Below are 25,190 nucleotides of genomic sequence, written 5' to 3'. Positions count from 1 at the left end.
TATGAACACCGCTGTCTTGAAGTACGTTGACCGGCACGACCCCTTTCAGTTCGGCAACCTGGAGGGCACCATCGTTTCCACGGAATCACAACGCGAGGTGTGGCTGGCCGCCCAGTTCGGTGACGAGGCCAGCGCGGCGTTCAACGAGTCCGTCTTTATAAACCTCAAGGGCCCGGTCAATCTGATGGCGCTGACCCGCGCCCTGGACGCGCTCTGGCAGCGTCATCAGGCGATGCGGGGATGTTTCAGCAACGACGGCGAACAGATGGTGATCTACCAGGACCGTCCCGCGCCCATCCTTGTCCATGATTTCATCACGTTGCCGGAGGCCGAAAAGCAGCAACAGCTTGATGAGCTGGCCCGCAGCGCGGTCACCGAGGCCTTCGATCTGTTCAATGGGCCACTGGCCCGGCTGGATGTCATCCAGATCGACAACACCGACACCCGTGTTCTGCTGACCCTTCACCACTCCATTTGCGACGGTTGGTCGCTGTACATCCTGGCCAGTGAACTCGGCAATTTGTACTCGGAAACGGTGGACTCAAACAACGCCCCCGCCCTGGAACCGCCCCCCCGATTCAGCGACTACGCCGACTGGGAACGCAGCGAGTACACCGAGAGCCTGCGTGAGCAAAGCGCTGCCTACTGGACCGCCCGGTTTGCCAGCGGGATTCCAACGTTGGACCTGCCCTATGACCGGCCCCGACCGCTGAGCCGAAGCTTTGCCGCGTACCGACTGGACACCCCACTGCCGATGGATCTGCTGAAGGGACTGAAGACCTTGGCGGCTAAAAACAGTAGCACCATCACCACCACTTTGATGGCCGCCTTCGTGGGCTATCTCCACCGCATTTCCGGGTGCGCGGACATCGTACTGGGCATCCCCTTCGCCGGTCAGATGGCCAAGCAGGAACACAGTCTGGTGGGCCACTGCGTCAACATCATCCCGCTGTACATCCAGGTGTCGGCCGAAGATTCCTTCGAAACCCTGCTGCGCAAGACCCAGCAGCAGATGCTCGAGGCTTTCGAGCACCAGTACCTGACCTACGGCACCTTGCTGCAAACCCTGGGCGTGGCCCGGGATCCGTCCAAGCCACCGCTGGTGTCGGTGATTTTCAATGTCGATCAGGCCAACGAATCCGATTTTCACTTCGCCGGCCTGGAGGCGGCGTTCGCCTCCAATCCTCGGGCCTATGAGAACTTCGATCTGAACCTGAACATCACCCTGTCCGACCGGTCCGCGGTGATGGAGTGCACACACAATCTGCAGTTGTGGGATACCGCAACCATGCGTCAGCGCATGGCCGAGCTGCAATTGCTGATGGACGAGGTGCTGAAGGCGCCCGACGCCCCCCTTGGCCAGCACAGGCTGCTGACGGACGAGGCTCTGGCCCTTTACCGGGAGCAGTGGCGTTCGGTGCACCGGGACTACGACCTGGACAACACCAGCCTGCACGGGCTGGTGGAGGCGGCGGCGGAGCGTTTTCCGGATCGCATCGCCCTGGTGTTCGAGGATCACGAACTCACGTTCCGGGAACTGGACGCACGCGCCAACCGCCTGGCGCACTGGCTGCGTGAGCAGCAGGTCACCGCAGACAGCATTGTTCCTATCCTGATGGACCGGTCCATCGAGATGCTGGTGGCGATCAACGGCATCCTCAAGGCCGGTGGCGCCTACTTACCCCTGGACCCGGACCATCCCCGCGACCGCCTCGCGTTCATTCTCGAGGAGGTCAAGGCAAGGTTCGTACTGACCCTTTCCGGCCTGCAACCCCGGGTACCTGACTCGGTGCAAAGCTATGCCCTGGACGGTTCCGACCTGCCCCTCGACCAGTTCGATGACCGCCGCCCCGAATGCCCCTTCTCGCCGTCGCAGCTGGCGTATGTGATCTACACCTCCGGGTCTACCGGCAAGCCCAAGGGGGTCCTGCTGGAGCACCGCTCGATCTGCAACCACATGTTGTGGATGCAGGAGGCATTTCCGCTGATGCCATCGGATGCCGTAATGCTGAAGACGCCTTACACGTTTGATGTGTCGTTGTGCGAGCTTTTTCTACCTCTAATGGTTGGGTGCAAACTGGTCATCGCCAAGCCGGGTGGACACAAAGACCCAGACTACCTCGCCAGTCTGATCCGCGATCAGGGTATTTCCCACATTCATTTTGTCCCCTCATTGGTTTACCTGTTCTTGGACGCCTATAACCAAACCAATTGCCCCAGCGTCCGACGAATCTTGCTTACCGGTGAAGCGGTGAGCACGGAACTCGAAACTCGCATGCTGGCGGCCTTTCCCGATGCCGAGTGCTGGAACCTATACGGCCCCACCGAAGCCGCAGTGCATGCCAGTTGGTGGCAATGTGGGCGGTTAATCTCTAATCACTCAGTTCCAATCGGAACAGCCCTGCCTAACACCCGCCTTTATGTCGTGGACAATCACCTGCACTTGTTGGCGCCGGGACTGGTTGGAGAACTTCTGATTGCCGGGATTCAGGTAGCCCGGGGTTACATGAATCGGCCGGAACTGACAGCCGATCGATTCATCCAGGATCCCTTCAGCGATGCGCCCTTCAGGGCCTACCGCACCGGCGACCTGGTCAAGATGCGTGCAGATGGCGTGTTGGACTACATGGGCCGCAACGACTTCCAGGTCAAACTCCGGGGCTTGCGCATTGAGCTCGGTGAAATTGAATCCGTTATCCTGAAGTTCTCCGGTATTACCCAGTGTGCGGTGTTGGCGCGGGAGGATCGCAAAAACGATCAGCGTCTGGTTGCCTATCTGGTATCCAGCGCAGACCTTGGGAAACAACTTCAGGATTTGAAAGAACACATCGGCCATTATCTGCCGGAATACATGCTGCCCCAGCACTTTATCCAATTGCCGACGCTCCCCTTGACCTCCAGCGGCAAAGTTGATCGGAAGGCCCTGCCCGAACCGGATAGGACTCTGGTTCCCAAATCCGAATTCGTCCTGCCAGCTACTCAAACAGAATCCGAACTATGCGCGCTGTGGGCCGATGTGCTGGGCCTTCAGTCCATCAGTGTGACCGAAAACTTCTTTGACGCCGGCGGCCACTCTCTGCTGGGCACCCAGATGCTGAGCCAAATCAAGAGCCGCTATGGCATCAGTTTCGGCCTGGGCAAACTGTTCGAAGCCTCAAGCGTGCGGGCCATGGCCAAACTGATTGAGCAGAATTCGACCAGCGCGCGCAAACTTCCACCCATCCGCCAAGTGGACCAAGAGGCGATCGTCTACGCCACTCCTCAGCAGCAGGTCTGGTTCCTGCACGAGGAAATTGTTCCAGATTCCCACGCGTTGACGTTACCCGCCCTGTTCCGTTTCCGCGGCACACTTGACGTTCGCGCGCTGGAGCAGGCGTTCAACACCATATTGCAACGGCACCAAATTCTGCGAGCCAACTTCATCAACCCCCAAGGTGAAGTCGAGATCGTGATCAATCACGACCGCGCCATCGATCTCAAGCCCAGATCGCCGGCCGATTATGGCGCCTCCGACATCCAATCTTTGGAGGAAGCCTTAAGGGAGGAGGCCGCTAATGGCTTCGATGTTGGTGTTGACGCCCTCTTCAAGGTTTCGCTGATTCGGGTGGGTGATCAAGACCACATGTTGTTCCTGATGATCCATCACATGGTGTTCGACGGCTGGTCTTTCGACCTGCTGCTTAAAGAGATGTGCACGCTTTACAACGCCTATCGTCAGGGCCTGGGCAACCCTCTACCAGCGCTGCCAGTCCAGTTCCGGGACTTCGCAGTCTGGCAACGGGAATGGCTGAATAGCGACGTGATGGACGCCCACCTGGACTACTGGAAAACCCGGCTTGGCGGTGAACTACCAGTATTGCAGCTGCCAACCGATTTCGAACGACCCTATGCCCAACCCCATCGGTCTGAGGGTGTAAAGTTCGAGCTTGATGGCACAACCGTAGCCGGCCTTGAAGCACTCGCCATTCGGCATCAAACCACGTTTTTCATGGTCCTGCTGACTCTCTACGTGCTGATGCTGCATCGCTTCACGAGGCAATCGGATCTGATTATCAATGTCCCGGTTTATGCCCGTAACCAGGACGAACTGAGTCATTTGATGGGCCCCATGATCAACGTGATGGTTTGCCGGTTCAAGGTCACTGAAAACCCGTCGTTGGAGTCCCTGCTTACGCACGTCAAAGACACGCTGCTTGAGGCCATTGAACACCAGGATGCACCGTTCGACCTGCTGGTCAGAACCATCAATCCAACCCGTGATACGTCACGCAATCCCATCGCACAAACTCTGTTTAACTATCAGGACGTCCGGAACCGGCAAGACCAGATGGACGGCATCGAACGGTTCCAGATAAATCTGGATCGGGTGGGTGTTGAAACCGATCTGGACGTCTGGTTCAAGCGCCACACCGACGGATTACAAGCCGGGTTTGAATACCCCGTTCAGCTCTTTGAACGCGGGACAATTGAGGGATTTTTGAGCTATTTTAAAGACAGTGCCGTGGCCCTGTGTGAACAACAGGACGACATCAGGCTGGAGAGCCTGGTCTGTGCAAACAAGGAAGAGAAGGCCATGATTGCGGAATGGAATCAGACAGAAGTCGCTTGGTCCTTCAACCAGGGATTCCTTGGCGAATTCCAGAAGCAGGTGAATAAACAAGGGGACAAGCCGGCCAGCGTCGATGACCGGCGCTCCCTTAGCTACGCCAGCCTGGACCAACGGGCGAACCGCCTCGCCCGTTTCTTTGCCGAGCAAGGGGTCGAGGCCGGAGATGTCGTAGCCCTCCTCCTGCCCCGCGATGCGGACCTGCCTGCCACGGTAATGGCCTTGTGGAAACTGGGCGCCGCCTATGTCCCGCTTGATCCCGTGTACCCGGAAGAACGGATTCGCGCCATTCTGGCGGTGGCCCAGCCAAAGCTACTGGCAACCACCTCCGACCAGCAGGCGGCAAGGTCGGCCCATTCTGGCCTAACTGTGCTGATGGACCAGGAACAAGCTGCCATTGATAAGCAGCCAACCGATCCGATTCCCTGCGCACTGGCCCCGGAAACACTGGCCTACGTCATTTTCACCTCCGGCTCAACCGGCGTGCCCAAGGGCGTCGAAATCAGCCACGGGGCCCTTCACAATTTTCTGCTGGCCGTGGCTAGGGAGCCAGGGCTCAAAGAACAAGACCGTCTGTTGGCCATCACAACCTTGGCCTTCGACATCTCTCTGCTGGAACTGTTCCTGCCCCTATCGGTCGGCGCCACCGTGGTCATTGCCACTGCTCAAGACGGCAGTGATCCCCATCGATTGATTGATCTGATCAACGAACAGGCCATTTCCACCTTGCAGGCTACGCCCGCTACCTGGCGGCTAATGCTCAACGCCGGGTTCGCTCCCGAGCGACCCATCAAGGGACTGATCGGTGGAGAGAAACTGCCACCAGATCTGGCCGAAAGTCTGCTTGGGTGCAAAGTTGAGCTCTGGAACATGTATGGCCCGACTGAGGCCACCGTCTGGACCAGTTGCCATCGGGTCGCTGAAGGGAAAAACGGTGCTCGCCCACGGATACTGATTGGCAGGCCACTGGCTAACACCCAACTTCATGTTCTGGACGACCAGGGAGAATGTCTGCCCCTGGGCGTTTATGGTGAGCTCTGGATCGGTGGAGCAGGACTTGCCCAAGGTTACCGGGCCAATCCGGAGCAAACTGCCAACCGGTTTGTCACAACGGCGAAGGGCGAGCGCCTTTACCGGACCGGAGATCTGGCCCGTTGGACTCGCGATGGCCAGATAGAGTTCGGCGACCGCGTCGACAACCAGGTCAAGGTGCGGGGCTACCGGATTGAGCTGGAAGAGATCGAGGTCAACCTCCGCAGCCATCCGAACGTCGCGGACGCGGCCGTCGTGGTGCAGGATTTAGGCGCCGATGATCACAGGCTGATTGCGCACCTCACTTACGCAGGAGATGATGAGCCGACCGGCACCGAACTGCGCAAGTACCTTCGCCGGTTCCTGCCTGACTACATGATGCCACAGCAATTTACCGCCCATGACCATTTGCCACTCCTGCCCTCAGGCAAGGTCAACCGCAAGCTTCTGACCGGGATGCAGCCTAGCTCCGCCGCCCGGCGTGTCTCTCACAGGGCTCCGACCGACACTGAAAACGGCCTGATGGAAATCTGGAAAGTGCTTTTGAAGCGAGACGATTTCGCGCTGGAAGATCAGTTCCTGGACGTTGGCGGGCATTCATTGCTTGCGCTCAAAGTAATTGTGGAAATTGAACACGCGTTTGGGGCCAGGCTCATGCCCCAGGATCTTTGGGTGAATACCCTGGAACAACTGGCCAACCTGATTGACCAAAAACGAAGTCAGGTGGATCAGGAACCCGAACAACCATCAACAGAGAAGGTCAGAAAAACCGGTCGGGGAGTCTTCCGGCGCCTGTTTGGGGCGTCGTAATCATCCCACTTCCCATACCGGGCCGCAGTATCGTCGGGAGAATCTATTGGAAGCGTTCTACTTCGGACCGTCAGAAAGTTATCTACTTGGGCTCTTTCATCCCAGGCAAGGTACCAACCGAAACGAGGGCATCGTACTGTGCAACCCCTTCGGTCAGGAGTACTTGAGGGCCCATAAGTCCATGCGTCGATTGGCAATCAATCTCGCGGAGCTCGGGTACCCGGTGTTGCGCTTCGACTACCGGGGGACCGGCGACTCGGCCGGTGATATCGATGGCCACACCGCCGATCATTGGGTGGATGACATAGGTCATGCCATCCAGGAGCTGGTGGACATGGCCGCAGTGCCCCGTGTCGCGCTCATTGGCCTGCGTCTGGGCGCCCTGCTCGCGGCGCAGGCAGCCGACCGTCACCACCAGGTCTCTCGTCTCGTGATGTGGGATCCCATCGCAGACGGCGCCGAGTACGTTGGCGGCATCCGGTCCTCCATTGTAAATGGCGGAACCCAGACCAGTCGGTCCCGAGTCCTCGCCAGTGACGGAACGCTGCACTTTAACGGCTTCAGCATGCCACCAAGGTTCCAGGAATCAATCTCGAAGTGGAATCTGCACGATCAAGCCCAGGAACTGAATCTGCCGGTTGCCCAGATTGTGTCCCACGAATCCGACACCTTTGACAGGCTGAAACAACAACTGTCCGGGCGCCCGGGCTTCTATTCAGAACTGGCCCCCGCTCCCCACGATTGGAATTACGTGGACCATGTCGGGGGAATTCTGTGGCCAAAACCGGTGATTGACGCCATTGAGAGCTATTTCAACCAGGTGACGCATTAATGAAAGGGAACATTATGCGCGAACGCGTCGTAATGGTGGGAGACGAACTGCCCCTGGTAGGAATCCTGTGCGAACCCGAAAAAGATCAAGCCAAAGCCCCGGGTACAGCGGTCATCCTGTTGAATTCCGGAGTGATTCACCGAGTGGGTTCATGTCGACTGTCGGTCACTCTGGGGCGAGCGCTGGTGGAAAGAGCCGGCATCACCACCTTCCGCTTCGACTTTTCCGGGATCGGTGACAGCGAAGCAAGGCGCGGCACACTCACCGCCAATCAGGCGGCCATCGACGAAATCCAGGAAGTCATGGACCACCTGCAACGCTGGAAGGGATTCGACCGGTTTATCCTTTACGGCCTCTGCTCAGGTGCCTTTGCCGCCTATCGCACCGCTCTCGCAGATACCCGCATCCTCGCAACCGTGCAACTGGATGGCTATTGCTACACGACCTGGAAAAGCCACTTGATGCATTACTCCCCGCGCTTGCTGTCGCTGTCTCGCTGGATGGCCTTTTTGCTGCGCAAGCTTGGCCTCCGCAAAGTGAGAAAAGGCGCTGAGGTCTCCGGTATCGAAGAGGAGTTCTTCGAAGTGCCGGATTTTGCCAGTTACCCGCCCAAAGAAGAGGTTGAACAGGGGCTTGGTCGGCTAAACGACCGGGGGCTGGACATGCTTTACGTCTTTCTCGGCAACGAACACTACAAGTACCACGGCCAATTCCAGGATTGCTTCAGTGGCGTGCCGTTCAACAACAACCTGACGGTCATCCACCGCCCCGAGGCGAGTCACATATTGTCAGAGCCAAACGAACGCAGGGCTGTCGTGGACGCCATCACCGAATGGGTCTACGAGCGCGCCCGAGCTGTTTGATCACCGGACTTAAAACTCATGAATAGGCCAGCGTCAGCGTCACCTCAGGGAAAAACAGAACTGGTCGGCCTTACCTCGCTTCGGGGCATTGCTGCAATATTGGTCATGTACCACCACTTTTTTTTCGTGCTGCTACCAGATCTTGGGAAGGCCTTACCATCAAAGCTCTTTTTAAAATCCTACCTCTGTGTCGACCTTTTCTTTCTGCTGAGCGGCTTTGTCCTGGCGTACGTTTACCACCATCAGTTTCAGGACAGTGTCTCCAGGACAACTTACCGCATCTTTATGCAGACCCGATTTGCCCGGATCTATCCGCTGCATTTCGTGGTTCTGATGGCATTTGTGGCCTTCGAGGGACTGCAATGGCTGCTGAACGAGCTTGGCATCGTGGGTATGTCTAACCTGCCGACGCCTTTCAGTGGAGATGAGAACGCCGAAACTCTGATCACTAACCTGCTCCTGGTCCAGACTTTTCATTGGCAGGCCTACTGGAACCAGCCAGCGTGGTCCATCAGTGCAGAATGGCTGATCTATTTCTCGCTTCCCTTACTTATGCATAAGCTCCTACCAATCGCCGGGAGAACGCCCGTTTTGACCGTAGCCACCTGTCTCGTCCCCCTGGCCATGATCGAATGGCATTTTGGCGATCTGGGACTGCATTATGCAGGCTGGCCGATGCTCATTCGTTGTCTCTGCGAAGCTGCACTAGGGGTGGCCGCCTTCCGGTGGTTCCAGGCAGGTTCTTATCTAAAAATCGCGGGTGCCAGTCTGGTCATACCGGTATTGCTGTTCAATGTCGTGCTGATGGCCCTTCCAGGGCCCGGAGTCGTCTCGGTCTTTGGCTTCTTATGGCTGGTACTTTGTTGCGCACGCCTGCCGGGCGACCAGCCACACATCCTGAATTGCGGTCCACTGGCCTATCTGGGGAAAATTTCCTATTCAATTTATCTGATCCACTGGTTTGTTCTCGATGTCACCCGGGACAGCATTGCTTTCTTTCAGGGCACCCCGGCCGGGGCGTTGTTGTCTTTGACTGAACAAGCCATTTTGGTGGCCGGCCTCTCGCTGGTTGTGTTGTTGCTCTCACATCTCGGCTATCACCTGATTGAAGTACCCTTGCGTCAGCGCCTTAAACCCCGCCCTCTCGTGAGGCGATTCACCTGACCGCCGATAACGACCGGATTAGGCGATTACCCCCTCCGCCTCCGCTTCCAAAATCAATTCTATTTGCTTATCAAAAGCCCTTTTATAAAAGGATAAAAACTAATCGCCGTCGTTTATTTATCCCTGCCGTGTGCCATGCTTCATTGAGTTCCCATACGTTTTCTATCAAGCCTCCAGAGGGTGCTCCCATGGTCAGAAATAATAGGATTTTACTTCTGTCTATCACGAGCTCGCTTTTTGCCGGTTGTGCGTCTCAGAAACCTTTTGTGTTCGATGAGCTAGGCCCCCCAGCCGCGGGCGACCCCTCCGAACACATCATTGACCGCCAGGATACTGGCTTCTACACGGATGGAGACTGGCGAATTTCAGACTCCATCTCCGGTTATCAAGGCACCGATTACCTCATTGCTCCGCCAGGAAGCGGCGCCAATGTTGCGACCTGGAACCTCAACATCATTCGCAGTTTTGATGTCTATGCAAAATGGTCGTCAACCCCGCGTCGGGGGTCCAACGTCAAGTTTGTGGTCCATCACTTGGACAACGCCAACAACCTCGTGACCGAAACGGTAACGGTCGACCAGAGGGAGAACGGCGGCGAATGGTTCAAGCTGGGGACCTACCGAATGTCGACACTGACCGGCCGAGTCACAGTAAGCGACGATGCCGACGGTTACGTCGTAGCTGATGCCATTCTGTTTCGGGAAAGAGGGATATCTACCGGAGATCAGCCTGAGACCACCGACGATACGGATGGCGATGGTCTGCCAGACGAGTGGGAAGTTACCTATGGTCTCGATCCGGACTCACCCGATGATGCAGGTTTGGACCTGGACGGCGATGGTCTGACCAACGCTGATGAATACCTCGCGCTCACTGATCCCTCAGTGGCGGATACGGACGCCGATGGGATTGATGACGGCTATGAAGTCGACAACGGCCTCGACCCCACCATCGACGACGCTTCGGGCGACGCAGACAACGATGGTTATTCGAATCTGGAAGAGTTCCAGGGTGGCACCAGCGCCAGCGACGATACCAGCCAACCGGATACTCAGTCAGTGCTGGTTACCTGGGATCCCCCCACTCAAAGGACCGATGGCAGTCCGTTAAACGAGAGCGACATCGCCCAGTATGAACTTTCGTACCAAAGGGCGGTTCAGGGCGAGGAACGGGTCATCGATAATGAATCCAGCGCGTTCGTGACTTCGGGAGGTGGCCGAGCCTCGACCGGATACGGTGGTTTTATAGGCAGCGATTATTTCATCATGGAACCGGGTTCCGGTGAGGTGACGGCGGCATGGCAAGTGAGCGGCCTGACCCAGGGAACCTCCTACGATCTATACGGACACTGGGTATCGTCGGGGCTGAGGGCCTCCAACGCGGTGTATGAATTTACCTTCAGGGACAACAGCGGCAACGAGACCACTGACTCTGCCACGGTCGACCAACGCAACAATGGTGGAACCTGGCAAAAGCTCGGGTCGTTTTCGACCAGCGACGGCCAGGTCGTGGTTCGCATTGACAATGACGCCGATGGCTATGTTGTCGCCGACGCCATCCGGGTAAATGCGCAAGGTGCTGGAGAGCAATCTCAGGTCATTGAGAACGATGGCACCAATCGCTATCTGGTTAGGGACCTTGAAGAAGGCGAGTGGCAGTTCAAAATCAGGGCGATTGATACGGACGGGGTGGCCGGCGAATACTCGGATGTTAAAACCAGCGTGGTTCAGTAACCGCAGGTTAAACACCCGAAGAGGCATATCGGGTACCTGCGTGTATGCAATTTTATTCCTGGCTGAGGGCCCGTAGGATCTTGTTGATACGGGTCACATCAGCTTCAGTGACGTCTTCATGACTTGGCAGAGTTAGCAACCTGTCAGCGAAGTTGCGTGCATTCGGGTAGTCCGTGTTACTGAAAAGCGCTTCGAGCCCGTCTATCTCCGGAAGAATCTGTCGATAAAACCCACTGGCGCCAATCCCGGCATCATTGAGAGCGTATTCAACCAAATCTCTCAAATGGCCCGACGGTGCCAGCAGCCCAAAACGATTCCTGGGCAATCGATTGGCACCGCTTGGGCTAGTTGTTCCGTCGAGGCTTCTCCAGCCAAATTTTGATAATTCCACCAGCTCCGAAACATAGCCAGAATGAGTCGGCGGGCGACAACTGAAATGTGCAACGCCCGAGGACAGCACTTCTTGTGGCAACGCCAGTCTCTGAGTCTGTTGAAGCGACCTAAATCTGGTCTCACCGAGCTTCAGGCCTGGCAACTTTTCCAGGACACGATAAGGTATTCGGTGCAGCAAAAAATTGAACAACCAGCGCCTGAATGCCCACTTTAGGCCGGATCCAAAGCCAATAATCGGGAAGTTTTCAAGCACGGGCTGCGCCCGATCTAGCAGATCCCGGCGTACCAACAATGCCCCACCTCCCATCAGATTGATGGGCTTACCCCGGCCGAAGCTCAAGACGATGAAATCAGCCCACCCCCCCTCAGTTGAAGCCGGTGGAAAGCATTGCGCCGAGTCCTCGATCAGGAACAGCCCCTTGCGACGGCAAAGCTCGGAGAGTCGGTCCAAACGCTCTGGAACCCCGAGCAGACCAACCCCTATCAGCGCAACGGTGGCTGGGGTGATAGCCCGTTCCGCGTGTTCCAGGTCCATGTACGGTGAGTCAGGCACCAGATCCACCAGAATCGGCTTGGCGCCTTGGGCAATGATGGCGGCAACGAGATCGGGGCAACCGTATGCAGGTAATAGCACCTCAGGCGTGGAGTCGGCCGGACGCCCAGCCATTGAGACCGCCACTGCCATAGACAGGGCGTCAGTTCCGGACGCCGAACACTCGGTGTGGTATCGCGTGTCCCAGTCCAATTCCGGGCGCCCGTGCATTCGTTTGACACATTTCGGCACCCGGCTGCCGACGGGCCGAAGCTTACCCACCGCCATTCTGCGCTCGCTGATCAGCGTTTCGACGGCGTCCATACCGTCATCCGCTTACCGGCAAGGTAATTCATCGTCGCGTGTGCAATGGCAACGTTGACCTGCACAAAAAAATACGGAATCTTCACCCAGGCGCGATTCCTGACCTCGGGCAACACCCACCCCAGCATAACCAGTCCGTACACCGCAATCTGACCCAGCAGCACCAGCTGATACACCGGTCCACGTCCAGCCAACAGCAACGATGTCATCAACAATAGCACCTGAAACCAGGGTACCGCCCAGCGCATCAGCTTATGACTAAAAACCTGGAAGGAGAACAGGCCGAAACGGAGGGGATTAAGCACTTCGACGTGGCGCCCCAGGGCGGTCAAGCCCCGAATAACGGTTCGTATTTTCCTCTGGTATTCCTTGGAGGGGTCACTCACGTCCTGGTAGTAACCAAGCACGTCGGGGGCAGTGACCGCGACCAAATCGTTCCTTGCGCAATTCAGAGCAGTGTTAAAATCACTGGGAGAATAAATATCCCAGTGCTCCTCACAAACCGCTTTACGGGCAGCAAAAAAAGAGCCGCTTAGCCCAACAATTCCCCCACGCTCCGATTCCAGTCCTCGCAGCCACATTTCATACCGAACATAGGCGCCCTCACCCACAAGATTGCCGTCGCGGCTGACAAAACGGTCTTCACTGGACACGGCGCCCACGGCAGGGTCCTGAAAATACCGGACAAGCTTTCGTAAGGCATCTTCGGGGATGGACGTAGCGACATCCGAAAACACGAGAATGTCACCGGTCGCTTTCTTGATGGCCTGATACTGCGCATGTTCCTTCCCTTTGCGCTCCTGCGCGCGCGCCAGAACGACCCCGTGCTTCCGAAAACGTTCCACGATGGTGTCAGTCGCGTCGGTAGAGCAATCTGAGGCGACGAGTATTTCCAGATCCGGATAGTCTATGGCGAGACAATTGGTAATTTTCTCCCCAATTCGAGATTCTTCGTTGTACGCCGTTACGATGAGGGAAACCTTAGGCCAGGGTGGCGGTGAAATGGTGTCGTCGATCGTGTGTTTGCGACGCCTCGGAATGACCAGAAGCAGGAGGGGATAGAGGAAATAGCTGAATCCAACGCCAATCAACGACAACCAGAACAGGAAAAGCAACATAGTTCTCAATCCTTGTGAACCGGCAGTAATGACAAGCCCGCCGTCTACTGGCAGAATCATTACTTAAGACTATACAGGGACGATAAAGCCAAAACTACTGGCTGCTCTCAAGGAGGGATAGTCTTGGCTTACCTACGATCTGGATTGAAATACTGCGTCCTTGCAGCGCTCGCCGTTTACGGCTGGATCAGGATGAGGTTAACCTCAAGACCGACGCTGATCATTCTTACCTACCACCGCATCCTTCCCGATCAACACCCCGACCGTCACTTTGAACAACCAGGCATGATTACCGCCCCGGAAGCCTTGCGGGACCACATCCGATTGATGCGGTCGGTGGGTGCGACCCCGATACACTTAAACGAGTGGTTATCAAAACGGACCCGCGGTGAGCCTTTGCCCAAGCTGTCGGTTGCGCTGACTTTTGACGACGGCTGGCGAGACAATTACCAATACGCTTTCCCAATCCTGGCGTCTGAGAATGTCCCCGCCACGGTATTTCTGGTCACAGGATTGCTCGACACCCATCGGGTATTCTGGCCCGAGCAGGTTCTGCGGTTTGTAACCGCCAGGGTCATTGACGAATCCGCCCCCGAGCTTCGATGGCTTCTCCCCTTCCTTCCTGCTGAATACTCACCTCGCGCGCCTCTGACATTGACGCAGGCCGATGAGGTGATCAACCGGCTCAAGGCACTGGAGGATGAAACCATTCTGGGCTATTTGTCAGACACCCCCCAAATGGAGACTGACGAGCCAGTCCGCTACATCCTGAACAGCGCTGAACTCGAAGCGATGGCCCACAACGATCTGGTGCGATTTGGTGCTCACACCCAGAACCACTTTCGGCTGAATCGGATCGGTTCTGCTCTCACTCTTCGAAATGAAATTGTCGGATGTCTGAGGGATCTCGGGCGACTGGAGCGGAGCGCGGTTCCCATTTTTTGCTACCCGAATGGCGACATCACGGCGGCCGGAGAACAACTGGTGAAAGAACATTACGAGGCCGCCTGCACAACCAAGACCGGCTGGAATCCTCCAGGCCGTGATGCCTTTGATCTAAGACGTTTCAATTTGCACGATGGCAACAGCGGCTCGCCCCGTAAACTCTTCGCCACAATTGGCCGGGGAATCTTGTGAGCACCCCAACGGTGGTAACTCATGTCATTTCCGGAGACCTCTGGGCGGGTGCCGAAGTCCAGGTATTCAATCTATGCATGGCGCTGGTGGCCTCCCCCCGGCTTAGGTTGACCGCTGTCGTCTTCAACGAAGGAGTGCTGAGCCAAAAGTTACGATCCCTTGGTCTGAAAGTGGAGATAGCGGATGAGTCCAGGTATGGCCCTCTGACCCTGGTGACAATCATTCGCAACCATTGCCGACGCGAGGGAACCAAAGTGCTCCATACCCATGGATTCAAGGAAAACATACTCGGCATCATCGGCAAGGATCTGGCTGGAGTCCCCTGCTCCTTGCGAACTGTCCATGGCAACCCTGAAACGGAAATCTCTTTCAAGGGACCTCACAAATGGCTCATTCGCCAACTAGACTTGTTATTGGGACGGCTTCGCCAACAGACAGTTGTTGCGGTGTCTTCGCAATTGGAGGCGACCCTTGGGGCACAATTCCCGGGTAAGGTGGAAAAGATATTCAACTTTGTTGACGTGGATGGCCTTCGCCAGCAATGGCCAAGGGCTAAGGCACTGAGTACCAGGCGATACCGGATTGGCATCGTTGGGAGGTTGGTGCCCGTCAAGAGAATCGATTTGTTCATTCGAACCATCGCAATTCTCAACCAACGTGGACTCCCCTGCACTGGTGTAATCATAGGCTCGGGTCCCTTGGAACAAGAAATGCGTGCGCTATCCGCCAGCCTTGGAATGATGGAGGAAATTGAGTTCAAGGGTTTTATTGACCCGGCCTATGATGAACTTCGAAAGTTGGATGCGCTACTCATGACATCGGACCATGAAGGTTTGCCGATGACCTTGCTTGAGGCGCTGGCCATTGAAACTCCGGTGATTGCACACCGGGTCGGAGGCATACCGGAAGTTCTGGCCGACGGCGATTGCGGCTGGCTGGTCGATGAACAAACCCCTGAGTCTTACGCGGAGGTGACAATCAAGGCGCTGGGCGCTGAATCAGAACTCGGCGAAAAATCCAGAAAAGGACTACTGCACGCCCTCGAGACGTTCAGTCTGAAAATCAACACCAGACAATACGAAGAGCTGTATACGCGGTAGCTTTGGGAAATGAGATGTCCACGACACCGCTGCTGATCTTGTCGAGCGTTTTATGAGTGACACGGATCATAAACGGACTTATGACATTCAGAGTGCGCAAAAATGCCAAAAATACTCATGCTGTCGGACATTACTGGGCTCGGCCCGGACTATCACGTGGGCGACGAAGCGATGGCGGAAGTTGCCATTGAGCGACTGGGGAAACTGGTTGGGAAAGAAAACCTGATCCTCGGCTGCGCCAACCCCGCAGAGGTTCCCAACACCTATGGGATTCGAGCATTCGCCTTTTACCATGTCACCGATCGGAATTTCCGAAGTCTGCTCTGGCGCAACCCCCTTTCTTATCTCAAGGCCCTTCTTACCAACGTTTACCAAGTCCTCAAGTGTGACAAGGTCCTGATTTGTGGTGGTGGCAACATGACCAGCGTGTGGCCTCACGTTCTGGAGTCCCGGCTTAGACTCCTTCGGGTCGCCAACTTTTTCCGAAAGGAAGTCTTTTTGGTCAGCCAAACCATCGGACCGTACGACCACGAACACCGAAAGGCCGTTGATCAAGTTCTTGGCAAAGCCACATGGATCGGTGTCCGGGATATCAATTTCTCCCATACCCAAATCTCTGCACCTGTTCACTTTGCCTTGGACGACGCCTGCTTCCTGGAACGGCGGCACAGCGATTACTCGCGATCCATCAGCCAGCAAGGCGGCTCATTCGCCTGCATCGCCATGCGAAGGTTCGGCGGTATGGATAACGAGGACGTACTGCGGGTTGCTTCCGTCATAGCAAGGACGATTCGCGAGCGCCAGTTAAAGACCGTTTTCATCCCACACCACGCGCCGAGGGGCACAGAGGGCGATATTAAGTTGGCCAATGGAATCCGGCAGCTGTGGCCTGAAAACGGCTTTCATATGGTCGACCCGATCCCGCTTGCATCGGAATTAAAAGCCCTGACCGGGGACTGTGACTTTGTGGTTTCCATGCGCTATCACCAGTTGGTCTTTGCGCTGTCCCTCGGGATTCCAGCCGTGGGCGTCTACGTGGACGAGTATACCCAGGCAAAACTGACGGGCGCTTTTGAAGCGCTGGGGCTCAAACCGAGGGTGGTTTCCATAGACGACGCGGACAAATACCTCGACGCCCTGGTTTCGGAGGCCTGCGCCTCTCGCGAGGAATTCGTGACTGCCGCACGGCGTATTCAGACGGATGCAAAGGAGGACAGCGAACGTCCCTACCGTCTTATCGCAGGACTTCCCCGGGCGGAATCCAAACTGCCGATCAACTCAACCACTGAGGTGAAAAGCTCGTGAGCGGCATGCTGGTTTTGTTTCATTGTGAGTCCAATCCAGGCTATGCAGCCTCAAGCCATGAACATACCTTCCTCGAAGTGGCCAAAACCCTCACCGGCGATTTCAGAAACATCCATTACGCCTACGCAAATCTGGACCGGGGAATGACCCCATCCTTGCCGAGTGAACTGACCAACGTTCTCCACCTGGATACCCGTTGGTCAGACCCCGCATCCTTGCGGCAGACGGAGGAGTACGTTCGGACGCAAAGAATTACGCGCCTTCTGGGTTTTGATCAGCCGGTTTCACGCCCCATGTACCAGGCTCTCAGACGGGGTGGTATTCGCACCTTCGTGTCATATTGGGGCGCCCCCATGAGCTCACTGAACAACGGGTTCAAACTGTTGCTGAAAAAGCTTGAGGTTTCGGCCCGACGGTACGGCCCGGACCACTACATCTTTCAATCCGCCGGTATGCGCGACACGGCCGTCAACGGCCGCGGCATCCCCTACGCCAAAACATCGATCGTAAAAACCGGTATCGACACAGAGCGCTACGCGCCGGATGAGGCCAAACGCTTCTATGCTCATGATTGCTTTGATATTCCCAGGAACCGAAAAATAATCGTGTTCTCGGGGCATATGGAGCGCCGGAAAGGTGTCCACGTCATCCTCCAAGCAGCGAAGGTGCTTACCCAGGAGCTTGGGCACAGGGATGCGCACTTTCTGATCCTCGGCAACCGCCCAGGAGAGCAAAAACTCTTTGAGCAATACCTGCAGGAGCCTGAGGTCAACAACCACATAACCTTTGGGGGTTACAGGACGGACGTTCCCGATCTCCTGAAAAGCTGTTCGATCGGTATGATTGCGTCCGTGGTTTGGGACTCATTCCCTATGTCGTCACTGGAGATGGCGGCCACGCAACTTCCTTTGCTCGTGTCTGATTTACCTGGTCTCAATGAGGCGGTTACCCCAGACACCGGAATGAAATTCCCGGTTGAAGATCATGTCGATGCCGCCCAAAAGCTTCGGTTGTTGCTGACCGATTCGAATCTACTCTCGAACATGGGAAAACAGGGTCGGGCACGGGTGATTGAAAACTACTCCCGAAAGTCTCAATCGGAGGGAATCGTAAGCATTTTTAACTCCTTGGAACTTGCCACGGAGTTTGCACTTTGAGCCAGACAGCTCAAATGGTGAAGCACTCGACCATCTATGCGGTCGGCAATATTTCTCGACAGCTGGTTGGCTTCTTGATGCTGCCTATCTACACCAGCTACCTGACTCCCGCCGATTACGGCGTTATCGGCCTACTGGTTTTTTTGGTCAGCCTGTTCGAAATCATTCTCGGCGGTCACATGTTTCAAGCGGTGCCCAAGTTTTACCACGAGGAAGATTCGGTTCACCGCAAAAATGCGGTTGTTACCACAGCGTTTCTCGTCACCTCACTGTTCAGTGGTTTTGCCTGTCTCGTGATGGCGAGTTTTTCGACCCCGATATCCGCCGGTGTTTTTGGAGACACCCAATACAGCATCTACATTGTTATCTTTTCATTTCTGATATTAACGCACGCGTTAGAGCAATACAGCCTCACATATTTGCGCATAATAAAAAGACCTTGGACATTTTTTAATTTCAGCATGGCCAAGTTGGCTCTTCAGCTAACCCTTAATATAATAACCATCGTTATCTTGGAATGGGGGCTCATGGGGCTCGCATTAAGCAGCCTCGCATCTTCAGTGATCATTGCACTTGCACTCACTATATACACTTTCTGCCATACAGGGTTTTCAGTCCGCAAGGCAATTGCAGTAAATATCCTGAAATTTAGTTGGCCGTTATGGATTTCAGGACTGATCGGACTTTACATTGGATCATCTAATCGCTATTTCGTCCGAGTGTTTTCATCGCTGGATGATGTGGGGTTATTCGAGTTGGCTGCGAAATTTGGAGCAATCGTCGGCGTGCTTGTCTGGCAGCCATTTTCCCTATACTGGCAAACCGAGCGATTTGCCATTGCCAAGACCGACAACCCTTATCCTGCCTATTCCCTGGCATTTCGAATGATAACTGCCATGCTTTTTATATCCGGAATCTGGGTAAACGCATTCTCACCGGTCATCATTCAGTTGATGTCGGCCCCGCCATTTCACCCGTCCGTTGGCGCTGTTCCCTTTCTGGTTTTGGCCGGAATATTTCAATGCCTCACCATATTCAACAACTTCAGCTTCATGTACAAAAACAGAACGCTCGAGCTTACCAAAAACAGTCTCTTCGCTGCCGGCGTCATTACTGTCTTCTATCTCGTACTGATCCCGCTCTACGGCTTCGTAGGTGCCTCGGTTGCCTTGGCGGCCGGCTCGATTGGCCACTATGCCTACGCCCTTTATGCGGCGAACAAACTATACCCACTTAAAATTGGCCAGAAACCGCTGTTTGTGGCCAGCGTGGTCCTGTCATCGGCGGCGTTGATCGACTACCTGATGATAGCTCAGGAACTGTCAGCCTCAACGCTATCTTCCAAGCTAATGATCGCGATCCTCTGCTCAGCACTGGTGGTTCTCTCCCTTTTTGAGCGTGTGGAGATTGCGGGATCTAAAAATCATTTTTTGGCCATCTTCAGAAAAGACTAGATGGGTCCGAGCAAGCACTTCGTTTGGGCCCAGATGTCCGCTAGGGCTGCTGCAGGTCAGTCAACCGCTTCCAGGCCCCTTGGAGCCCAACTCTATGGTTTTCGACTGCCATGGATCGCGTTCGTTTTTTAAGATGTGGTAATTGATCGATTATAAGGCTTCAGCTCATCCATCCGACGCGAGCCACATTATGGTGCTGACCGCCACTGGGAAATCATTAGGTTATATAAAACTCACCGTTATGCGCTAGACGATTCCCAAAGCTGCCACCGGATTAAAAAAACGATAAGTATTAATTTTATGTTTAGAAGGAGCGCATTTTTTTTGTTCAGCCCAAAGCGCAGTCGGCTATAATTCAACCAATGCTCGGACGGTCCTTCATGCAGTAGCGAACCGCCTTTTCAAAGCCCGTTAACATGGAGAGAGTTGAGATGAAACACTCCAATGTTTTGGTTCGAACTGCTGCGCTATCGCTATTGGTAGCAGTGTCTCTGCCCGCACATTCCTGGACTAGAGCCCTCACTTTCGAAAACGGATCCATTGGAGCCAAGGCTCAAAGTGGCGCTTCCACAGATTTCGACGATGCAGCGGGCGGGTCCTACTTTACGAATGAGCAGGTCCTGACCGGTAATCAAGCTGCCAAGCTCACGGTTACCGGCGGTTCTACGGCATTCGGCGAGTGGGGCGGCATCATCAACTATCCGGAATTGCTCCGCAAAGGTGACGAAGTGTGGTTCAGCGTCAACACCTACTTTCCGGCTGGCTTCAATTACGATTCGACCGGAGGCGGCGGGCACCTCAAGTTTCTCCGGATACACGCCCAAACCAGCGGCGGTTCAAACTCAGGCTATAACGACTGGTACATGAATCCTGAGGCCGCGTCCGTCCCTCACAAATTCATCTATGAGGGGCAACAACAGTGGTTCGAATTCGGCGATCCGTCCGACGAGGTTCAACGCGGACGCTGGGAAACCTATGAAATGTATGTCAAATTCGACAATGTGCCGGCCTCTCAAGGCGGAAGCGCCATTGTCCGGGTCTGGAAGGACGGGAGACTGCTGAGAGAAATCACCGGTGCGAAGACCCTAAACAACTCGTCGGATACCTCCGATCGCGCTCACATCTTTACCTACTGGAACGGAGCCGCTCCGAAAACACAGCACATGTATGTCGACGATATCGTGGTCACCTCGGACACCCCGTCGAATCGCGACTCGTTTGGGAATCCCATGGTTGGCGGCGCCAGCACTGGTGGCTCATCAGGTTCCGAAAGCCGGCCGGCCGCACCTGAGCTGAACGTTCAATAGAGCGCGAAACAAGAAAAATTATGGCTGCAAAGATCACGGATGATGCTGTCTGGGTTACCTGGGAGCGACAGACGAGGAACCGCTCTGCGAGCGCCTTTTTCAACGTGCCCTTGTTCGAAATCATTTATGATGGTTCGCACAAGGCCACTCGCTATGCAAAAAGTGTCATTAGGACACTGTGGATTCTTTTCGAAAAGAAGCCCCGGTACTTCTTCGCTCAAAACCCTTCGGTAGTGCTGGCGGTTCTGGCTGTTGCCGTCGGGCGGTTGGCTGGTTGCAAGGTCATTATCGATGCCCACAACGCGGGTATCCACGGGCATGAAAAGTCGGGCCGTCTGCTCCCAAAGCTAAATCGTTTTGTTATCCGCCAGGCAGACGCAGTAATTGTTACCAACCAGGAATTAGCCGACCACGTGACTTTGCTGAGGGGAACCCCGATTGTCCTGCCCGATCCTCTTCCGCATTTCCCCGCTGTGGCTGAGCCAGAAAGGTTGGATAAAGCGAACAAACTCAAAGCCTTATGCATAACATCGTGGAGTGACGATGAACCGTTCCTCGACATCATCGGGGCGACCACCCAATTCTCGGACACGATCGACTTTTATTTCTCAGGCAACTACAAAAAAATCGTCGACCAGCTCCCCCCTGAAATGCCGACCAACGTTTTTTTACTGGGCTTCGTGGGCGAGCAGGACTTTCACCGGCACCTTTTTTCAAGTGATTTCTGTATCGATATGACCAGGCGTACGGACTGTATGGTCTGCGGTGCCTATGAGAGCATTGCCGCGGAAAAGCCAATCATTCTCTCTGATACAGCGGTTCAACGAGGTTACTTTTCCCGCGGCACCGTTTTCAGCAAATCGGGCCGCAAGGACATTGCAGTCGCCATCGAAACCATGCGCGATAACCTGGCGTCACTGAAGGCAGAGGCGAGCGAACTCAAAGCCGAAATTCAAAAACGAGAAGCCGCGGGAAAGGCGACCCTTGTGTCTCGGATCCTTGAGCTCTGACATCCTTTCCGCCGCACGCTTAAACGCGACGCAATGCTTTTTTCAAGCCTGTGTTGACGCGGCCAATCCGACCGGTGGTGCGCTGTTCGCTTAACACCGTCGTGCTGATGATGTTGTGACAGCATACGAACATGGCCAAGTGAATCCACATGAACGGGTAGTACACCACCGAGACGAATTGTCCCGCCACAACAAACCCAATAATCGAAAGGTTTAAATAAGTCAGAATATGCGTGAAGAAGTTTCTCTCGGTCTGTTTGCCAAGAGAATCTCTAAGCATGCGCGTTTTTCGGACCGAGTAGATAATCATAAACAGATAAACCGCCAACGCGGGATAACCCAGATCTGCGCCGACTTGAATAAAGATGTTGTGAGGAAGTTCTGCTCCGTCGTACAGAATGTCTTCGGGATAAGCACGCTCGTAGTATGGAATGTAATTGAAGAAACCCACTCCCAGCACCGGGTGATCATTCAGCATATCAATGCCATGCTCCCAGTAGAGCAGCCGCTGGATTGAGGTTCTGTCATCGCCCGCGACCTGAAAACGGTTCTTCTGTTGATCAGGCAGCGCCGCCCACAACAAGCCCATGACCACCAGGCAAGACGCAAAGACCTTTGGCTTGAATATCGACCGTGCATTTACGATCAGCAACTGGACCAGCAGGGCCAACTGGGCCCCTCGAGAACTAGCTCCCAGAACCACCATCATGGCAGTGATCGGCATCAAGAGCAGTATGAAATACTTGAACTTACTCACGTGAGGTTTGAGATAAAGTGCAAATGCCCAGGCCAGCGGCCAGAACACCAACATCTGGATAGCGAGCTCTCCGGAATTCTGGAAAAAGCCAGGAGGACCGCTGAGTCCCCAGCCGGTAAAGGCAAAACCCCGTCTAGCCCAAGTGATCGACAAGGACAGTGACAGCTTGAACGTTGCCAGGAAAAAGATACACAGAAAGATATAAAAGCGCTTTTCGGTATTAACAATGTTGATGATTAGAAAGTAAATAATGAACCAGGTGTAGAAATTTTCGAGTCGACCGAAGGCTTCGCTTGGCCAATAAGCCAGGACACTGGAAAGCAGGATGGTCAGCAGAAACAGGATCAACCCCGTATTGATCGGCGACGATACCCACTTAACACTTTTATCCTGCAGGCACCCAACCAGTGCCCCCAGGACCGCTAATTGAGTCCACGGTAGAAAATCAAGCATCGGGTAGATTGACTGGGGTCGCACGTATTCGAGAAACAGATACGCGGAGATAGCCCAGAAAGCCAACGTTTCAGTTTTGAAGTAGCGCCACATGGCGCCGATATGAAGACTGTAGAAAGACTGGATATCGACCACTTTGCGCCGCTTAATCACACATCCTCCTCACCGCTTCCATTATCTGGTGTTCGCACCTATGGAAGAACTCGATGCAGCAGTTGAACGGGTCGTGAATATACGGCGTAGGAGGCCTACAGTAACTGCCTGCGAGTGCCAGGGTGTGGCCTTTTCCTACCTTTCTTTCAAAAGCAGCAATGTGGGTGGGTTCCATCAGAACCACCAGATCGGACGCCTGAAACTCAAAACTCGTAACGTTGACGGTCGAATGCTCTTCCAGGTCAAGCCCAACCCCTCGCGCGAATTCCCTGGCTCTGGGGTCAGCCGGAAAACCATCGCGACAGTCCAGACCACAAGACTTCGCTTCCCAGCCCAAGCTACGGGCATAAACTTCGGCCAATGGACTGCGACAGATGTTGCCGCTGCAGACAAAAACCACCCTTTGGTCGCTCCCCGGACGGTATGCGGAGAAACGTCGATATGCGCCAACTTGGGACAACAGCCAATATTTGACGTATCGCACCAGCCCGTTCTTCGAGCCAAACCGCTCATAAACCAACCGGTTCACCAGATAATCTCCTTTTATCTGCATGACTGCCCCAAAGCGATAATCTGATCCACCATCATGCCACAGCCTCGCTAAACTCCAGAGCGGAAATTGAGTTCCTGTTAATCTGATTACAGGCCCACAATCCCAAACATTTGCGACACGCTCAGTAGCCCCATCGTTAGTCTTTGCAGCTATTATTGATAATAATATAGACGCGGATTGAGACCTCAGTACCAACATAGGACGTGGTTTTCGATGGAACCCAGAACACTGGTGCTAGATGGCAATCAACGCGCATCCCTTGCCGCAGTCAGGTCCCTTGGGGCAAAGGGTTTGTGGGTGGCAGTGGGAGAATCTAGCGTTCCGTCCATGGCGGGGAACTCCAAATTCAGCAAACGCAGCTTTGCCTACCCCAATCCTCTAGATTGCCCGCGACGATTCTTCGACGCATTGCTTCAGACGATAAATGAGTACGGCATTACCTTCCTGCTGCCTATAACGGAAGCAACGACTTATGTGGTTCTGCGATATCGGGACGAACTACCCAGCTCTGTTACTCTTCCATTCCCCTCGGAGACGTCCGTTGAACAATTGGCAAACAAAAACCAACTGTTCAAATTCGCATCGGAACAACGGATTCCTATCCCTCCGACTGTTTATTGCCAGACCCGACAAGATGGTTTAGCGGAACTTGAGCAGTGGGCTGAGTTCCCCGTCGTACTCAAGCCGTTCAAATCGAAAATTCTTCAGGCCGATGGCATTGTTTCGACCAGGGTTTTGATCGCAAAAACCATCGAAGAGGCAATGCAACTACTCAAATCCAATGATTTCTTTGACTTCCCATTCACCATTCAATCTTTTATCGAGGGCCGCGGCCAAGGGGTTTTTGCGTTGTTTAACGATGGACGTCCTGTCTGCTACTTTTCCCACCGCAGACTGAGGGAAAAACCACCCGGTGGCGGTGTGAGCGTTTTGAGTGAATCAGTGCCACTGGATGACCAATTGAAAGCTTCGGCCGAAAAGCTTCTGGTCGGCGCCAACTGGCACGGCGTTGCGATGGTCGAATTCAGAGTCACCCCTTCTGGCACCGGTTACCTAATGGAGGTCAATCCGAGGTTCTGGGGCTCACTCCAGCTGGCAATCGACTCCGGCATTGACTTCCCCTGGTTGCTCTATCGCGTTTGTACTGGCGAGGAAGTTCCAGAAATCACATGGCGTCAACGGCGCGTAAGATGGATTCTCGGCGATTTAGATAGGCTCTTCATCATTCTGAAATCACCAACTTCAAACTATTCCCTGGGACGAAAGCTACTCGAAATTCTGAGATTTTGTCGGCCAGGCCTCCGGACACGCCATGAAGTGAATCGCTGGAGAGATCTCCACCCGTTCTGGTTTGAGTTAAAGCAATACCTTCGAGCACTGAAAGGGTGAAGACATCC

General features: G+C 54.8%; 17 protein-coding genes. 13 read left to right on the top strand and 4 right to left on the bottom strand.

From position 1 onward, the window contains the following. The first annotated feature begins 1 nt into the window (after position 1). From U5822_RS14365 to U5822_RS14345, 5 genes are all read left to right on the top strand, one after another. Positions 2 to 6,448: a non-ribosomal peptide synthetase gene (locus tag U5822_RS14365; protein WP_322856297.1), complete on the top strand. Its 6,447-nt coding sequence runs from the start codon at positions 2 to 4 to the stop codon at positions 6,446 to 6,448. A 181-nt stretch (positions 6,449 to 6,629) separates the two neighbouring features. Then, positions 6,630 to 7,280, top strand: a complete 651-nt coding sequence (locus U5822_RS14360) for an alpha/beta fold hydrolase (RefSeq protein ID WP_322856296.1) — start codon at positions 6,630 to 6,632, stop codon at positions 7,278 to 7,280. Continuing rightward, positions 7,280 to 8,143 carry a serine aminopeptidase domain-containing protein gene (locus U5822_RS14355; RefSeq protein ID WP_322856295.1) on the top strand — a complete coding sequence of 288 codons (864 nt, stop codon included), beginning with the start codon at positions 7,280 to 7,282 and terminating at the stop codon, positions 8,141 to 8,143. The genes U5822_RS14360 and U5822_RS14355 overlap by 1 nt, the downstream gene beginning before the upstream one ends. Before the next feature lie 18 nt (positions 8,144 to 8,161). Continuing rightward, complete coding sequence (locus U5822_RS14350; RefSeq protein WP_322856294.1) at positions 8,162 to 9,307, top strand: acyltransferase family protein; 1,146 nt, start codon at positions 8,162 to 8,164, stop codon at positions 9,305 to 9,307. Between the two features lie 188 nt (positions 9,308 to 9,495). Next, positions 9,496 to 11,040: a golvesin C-terminal-like domain-containing protein gene (locus U5822_RS14345; RefSeq protein ID WP_322856293.1), complete on the top strand. Its 1,545-nt coding sequence runs from the start codon at positions 9,496 to 9,498 to the stop codon at positions 11,038 to 11,040. A 52-nt stretch (positions 11,041 to 11,092) separates the two neighbouring features. Here U5822_RS14345 and U5822_RS14340 read toward each other — a convergent pair whose 3' ends face one another. Then, entirely contained in the window at positions 11,093 to 12,289 is a 1,197-nt protein-coding gene (locus tag U5822_RS14340; protein WP_322856292.1) for a DegT/DnrJ/EryC1/StrS family aminotransferase, read from the bottom strand. Further along, the gene (locus tag U5822_RS14335; RefSeq protein ID WP_322856291.1) at positions 12,268 to 13,407 is read right to left on the bottom strand and encodes a glycosyltransferase family 2 protein; all 1,140 of its coding nucleotides are present in this window, start codon (positions 13,405 to 13,407) and stop codon (positions 12,268 to 12,270) included. Before U5822_RS14335 ends, U5822_RS14340 begins: the two co-directional genes overlap by 22 nt. 123 nt (positions 13,408 to 13,530) lie before the next feature. On the opposite strand from U5822_RS14335, the gene U5822_RS14330 reads away from it, so the two are divergent. The 7 genes from U5822_RS14330 (at position 13,531) to U5822_RS14300 (ending at position 21,877) form a co-directional block, all read left to right on the top strand. After that, on the top strand, positions 13,531 to 14,544 hold the full coding sequence (locus U5822_RS14330) for a polysaccharide deacetylase family protein (RefSeq protein WP_322856290.1): 1,014 nt from the start codon (positions 13,531 to 13,533) through the stop codon (positions 14,542 to 14,544). After that, positions 14,541 to 15,644 carry a glycosyltransferase gene (locus tag U5822_RS14325; protein ID WP_322856289.1) on the top strand — a complete coding sequence of 368 codons (1,104 nt, stop codon included), beginning with the start codon at positions 14,541 to 14,543 and terminating at the stop codon, positions 15,642 to 15,644. The genes U5822_RS14330 and U5822_RS14325 overlap by 4 nt, the downstream gene beginning before the upstream one ends. 102 nt (positions 15,645 to 15,746) lie before the next feature. Then, positions 15,747 to 16,949 (top strand): polysaccharide pyruvyl transferase family protein, encoded by a 1,203-nt coding sequence (locus U5822_RS14320; protein WP_322856288.1) that lies wholly within the window; start codon positions 15,747 to 15,749, stop codon positions 16,947 to 16,949. A 5-nt stretch (positions 16,950 to 16,954) separates the two neighbouring features. Further along, on the top strand, positions 16,955 to 18,106 hold the full coding sequence (locus U5822_RS14315) for a glycosyltransferase family 4 protein (protein WP_322856937.1): 1,152 nt from the start codon (positions 16,955 to 16,957) through the stop codon (positions 18,104 to 18,106). Further along, positions 18,103 to 19,560 (top strand): oligosaccharide flippase family protein, encoded by a 1,458-nt coding sequence (locus tag U5822_RS14310; protein ID WP_322856287.1) that lies wholly within the window; start codon positions 18,103 to 18,105, stop codon positions 19,558 to 19,560. Before U5822_RS14315 ends, U5822_RS14310 begins: the two co-directional genes overlap by 4 nt. Positions 19,561 to 19,991: 431 nt before the next feature. Further along, positions 19,992 to 20,867 (top strand): polysaccharide lyase family protein, encoded by an 876-nt coding sequence (locus tag U5822_RS14305; protein WP_322856286.1) that lies wholly within the window; start codon positions 19,992 to 19,994, stop codon positions 20,865 to 20,867. A gap of 20 nt (positions 20,868 to 20,887) precedes the next feature. Beyond that, a complete protein-coding gene (locus U5822_RS14300) occupies positions 20,888 to 21,877 on the top strand; it encodes a glycosyltransferase (RefSeq protein WP_322856285.1) in 990 nt (329 codons plus the stop codon). 19 nt (positions 21,878 to 21,896) lie between these two features. On the opposite strand, the gene U5822_RS14295 is transcribed toward U5822_RS14300, so the two are convergent. Beyond that, positions 21,897 to 23,240, bottom strand: a complete 1,344-nt coding sequence (locus U5822_RS14295) for an O-antigen ligase family protein (RefSeq protein WP_322856284.1) — start codon at positions 23,238 to 23,240, stop codon at positions 21,897 to 21,899. Beyond that, a complete protein-coding gene (locus tag U5822_RS14290; protein WP_322856283.1) occupies positions 23,233 to 23,793 on the bottom strand; it encodes an arsenate reductase/protein-tyrosine-phosphatase family protein in 561 nt (186 codons plus the stop codon). The genes U5822_RS14295 and U5822_RS14290 overlap by 8 nt, the downstream gene beginning before the upstream one ends. Before the next feature lie 213 nt (positions 23,794 to 24,006). Here U5822_RS14290 and U5822_RS14285 point away from each other — a divergent pair, with 213 nt between their 5' ends. After that, positions 24,007 to 25,182, top strand: a complete 1,176-nt coding sequence (locus U5822_RS14285) for a carboxylate--amine ligase (RefSeq protein ID WP_322856282.1) — start codon at positions 24,007 to 24,009, stop codon at positions 25,180 to 25,182. The last annotated feature ends 8 nt before the right edge of the window (positions 25,183 to 25,190 follow it).

The organism is Marinobacter qingdaonensis (assembly GCF_034555935.1).
In the GTDB taxonomy this organism is placed as follows: domain Bacteria; phylum Pseudomonadota; class Gammaproteobacteria; order Pseudomonadales; family Oleiphilaceae; genus Marinobacter; species Marinobacter qingdaonensis.
This window is presented reverse-complemented; position numbering and strand designations above follow the sequence as displayed.